The organism is Aestuariivita sp. (assembly GCF_049276915.1).
In the GTDB taxonomy this organism is placed as follows: Bacteria; Pseudomonadota; Alphaproteobacteria; order Rhodobacterales; family Rhodobacteraceae; genus Aestuariivita.
The window spans coordinates 1-3,506 of the sequence record NZ_JBASXK010000137.1; the positions used below are offsets into that span (position 1 = coordinate 1).

The 3,506-nt window shown below is 60.4% G+C and carries 3 protein-coding genes and 1 pseudogene; all 4 read left to right on the plus strand.

From position 1 onward, the window contains the following. A pseudogene (locus WAO69_RS14750) lies at positions 1-434 on the plus strand (DNA repair protein); the annotation flags it as partial. 183 nt (positions 435-617) lie between these two features. Next, a complete protein-coding gene (radA, locus tag WAO69_RS14755) occupies positions 618-1,982 on the plus strand; it encodes a DNA repair protein RadA (RefSeq protein ID WP_422180464.1) in 1,365 nt (454 codons plus the stop codon). Positions 1,983-2,005: 23 nt separating this feature from the next. After that, on the plus strand, positions 2,006-2,560 hold the full coding sequence (locus WAO69_RS14760) for a CvpA family protein (RefSeq protein ID WP_422180466.1): 555 nt from the start codon (positions 2,006-2,008) through the stop codon (positions 2,558-2,560). Positions 2,561-2,785: 225 nt separating this feature from the next. Continuing rightward, positions 2,786-3,506: amidophosphoribosyltransferase (locus WAO69_RS14765; protein ID WP_422180468.1), on the plus strand; the 721-nt coding region annotated here is incomplete at its 3' end.

Below are 3,506 nucleotides of genomic sequence, written 5' to 3' on the forward strand. Positions count from 1 at the left end.
ATCCCGATCTTGACGCGATGGAGGCCGAAGTCATGGAACTCGCCGCCCAGATGAGCCATGTCTCGCGCGAACTGGCCCGCACCTATTCGGACAACAACGTCTCGCGCGCACGCGATTTCCTGATCCAGCGTCAGGAAGACATCGCCGAATTCGAAGATCGCGTGCGCCTGGCAAAATCCATCACCGAAGAACTGACCCGCTGGAACCGACGGGTCGAACTGGAAGAAAGCGTCGCCCGCTCGCAATTGGACCAGTTGCGCGCCGAACTGTCCGAAATCCTGCCCGAACTGATCGTCGAACCTGAACCCGCGGCCAGCCCCCAGCCTGTTCAGGCGGTCCGGAAAGAACCCCTGCGCGACATCAACGATGAGCCCGATCTCTATGCCGAGGACGACCGCATTGTGGCTCTTCTGGCAAGACGCGCAGCGCAGTAACCAGACCGCTCAAGGCAGCCCCGATACCCTCGGCTGACCCGCAAGACGCCATGAAAGACCCGCTCTTCTTCTTGCTGCAAATACGGAGGCCGAAGGCCCTCTAGCAAAAACTATGCGCCGAAGGCGCTCTGTTTGGCGCCATCCGGGGCTTGTTGGAGCGCCGGGCATGAGGCACAAGCGGGCATGGTCAAAACCAAGACATATACCTGCTCTGCCTGCGCCGCGTCATTTTCCAAATGGTCCGGGCGTTGTGAGACCTGTGGCGAATGGAACACCATCGCCGAAGAAGCGCCCCTCTCCGCTGGTCCCGCCTCGAAATCACTGGGGGCCAAGCGCGGAAGCGCCATCCATCTGAGCGATCTGGCCACAGCCGAAGCGCCCCCGCCGCGCACGATGTCGGGGATGGGCGAGCTGGACCGCGTCCTGGGAGGCGGTCTTGTGGCGGCCTCGGCCATTCTTGTGGGCGGAGATCCCGGTATTGGGAAATCAACCCTGCTGTTGCAGGCCGCGGCACGCTTTGCGCAGTCCGGTCTCAAGACCATCTATGTCTCGGGCGAAGAAGCCTCTGCGCAGGTGCGCATGCGCGCGCAACGCCTCGGACTGACCGATGCCCCGGTGCAACTGGGCACGGAAACCAGCCTGCGCGATATTCTGACGACCCTGGAAACCGAACGCCCGCATCTGGCGGTGATCGATTCCATCCAGACCATGTGGGCCGACAATGTCGAAAGTGCCCCCGGTTCTGTCAGCCAGGTGCGCGCGGCGGCCCATGAGTTGACTGCCTTTGCCAAGCGGCGCGGCACGTCGGTCATCCTCGTGGGCCATGTCACCAAGGACGGCCAGATCGCAGGACCGCGCGTGGTCGAGCATATGGTGGACACTGTTCTCTATTTCGAAGGAGAGCGCGGTCATCAGTTTCGAATCCTGCGCAGCGTCAAGAACCGCTTTGGTCCAGCCGATGAAATCGGCGTTTTCGAAATGACCGGTCGTGGCCTTGATGAGGTGACAAACCCTTCGGCACTGTTCTTGTCCGAACGGGGCGTACCCAGCCCCGGATCGGTGGTCTTTGCCGGGATCGAAGGCACGCGCCCGGTTCTGGTGGAACTGCAGGCACTTGTGGCACCCTCACCCCATTCCCAGCCGCGCCGCACCGTGGTCGGCTGGGACAGCGGGCGTCTGGCCATGATTCTGGCGGTGCTTGAGGCACGCTGCGGCATCCCGTTCACCGGGCTTGATGTATATCTGAACGTGGCCGGTGGTCTGAAGATTTCCGAACCCGCTGCCGATCTGGCAGTGGCAGCGGCGCTTTTGTCTGCGCGGGAAGACGCCGCTTTGCCTGCCGACACCGTTGTTTTCGGAGAAATCAGCCTTTCCGGGGCGCTTCGCCCTGCCTCTCAGACCGAAAACAGGTTGAAAGAGGCGCAAAAACTTGGTTTTTCAAAGGCCATCGCGCCCGCAGGTGGCAAATCAAGCGCCCTGAAGGGCTTGACACTCACCCGCCCTGCCGATCTGACAAGCTTTGTCGGCGAGGTATTCGGAGCAGGCTGACGATCAAAACAAAGGCGAGGGTCATGGAAGGCTTTACCATCATCGACGGCATCGTGGCCGTGATTATCGTTCTGTCGGCACTGCTTGCCTATTCTCGCGGGCTGGTGCGCGAGGCCATGGCGATTGCCGGCTGGATCGCAGCCGCAATACTGGGCTTTATCTTTGCACCACAGGTCCAGCCGCTGGTCAAAGAGATCCCGGTTCTGGGTGATTTCATCGCCGAAAGCTGCGAACTGGGCATGATCGCGGCATTTGGTGCCGTGTTTGCCGTGGCTTTGATCATCGTGAGCCTGTTCACGCCGCTGTTTTCTTCGATCATCCAACGATCCGCCCTCGGTGGGTTGGATCAGGGCTTGGGTTTTCTGTTCGGTGTCGTGCGCGGCATCCTCTTGGTGGCCATCGCCTTCTTTGTCTATGACACCGTGATTACCGGTCAAAGTTTCACCATTGTGGATGAAAGCCGCTCGGCGGTGGTGTTCGATCAGCTTTCCGGTCAGATTGAAGATCAGGACCCCGAGGCCGCTCTTGGCTGGATTACCCGGCAATATGAAGCGCTTGTCGGCTCCTGTGAGGAATAATCCCGCAGATTGCCAAGTGCGCAGGCGCAACAGGCCCATGGGCCGGGAACTTGAAGTGTGATCGTTTCGTGACATCTGTCTCGTGACCTTTTAAGGAGGGGTACGTCCCTTCCCCGGATTCGGAGCTGCACCTTGTCCGCCAATAACGTCTCCGACGACCCCCGCTTTCCAGCCAACCCGTTCGACTTCGACGCCTTCTGCCCCGGCGTCGATGATGACGATAAACTGCATGAGGAATGCGGTATCTTCGGCGTGGTCGGCGTCAAGGATGCGGCAAGTTTTGTCGCTCTTGGCCTGCACGCCCTTCAGCATCGCGGTCAGGAGGCAGGCGGCATCGTCACCCATGACATCGAGGGCGGGTTCAACTCGGCGCGACGCTTCGGCTATGTGCGCGACAACTTCACCTCGCAAGCCGTGATGGAAACCCTGCCCGGACCTCTGGCCATCGGGCATGTGCGCTATTCAACCGCCGGTTCCAAAGGCCAGACCGCAATCCGCGATGTGCAGCCGTTCTTCGGTGAGTTTTCCATGGGCGGTGCGGCGATTGCCCATAATGGCAACATAACCAATGCGAATTCCCTGCGCCGCGAACTGATCGAAAGAGGCTCGATCTTTCAATCCTCGTCAGACAGCGAATGTATCATTCATCTGATGGCGCGCTCCTTGCAGCGCACCATCCCGGAACGCATGGAAGATGCCCTGCGCCGTGTCGAGGGCGCTTTTTCCATCGTCGCAATGACCAACACGAAGATGATCGGTGTGCGCGACCCGCTCGGCGTGCGTCCGCTGGTTCTGGGCCAGGTTGGCGACGGCTGGGTTCTGTCTTCGGAAACCTGCGGTTTGGACATCATCGGTGCCAAGCTGGTGCGCGAAATCGAACCCGGTGAAATGGTCGTGATCGACGACAAGGGCGTCGAAAGCCATTTCCCCTTCCGTCGCGTGCAAC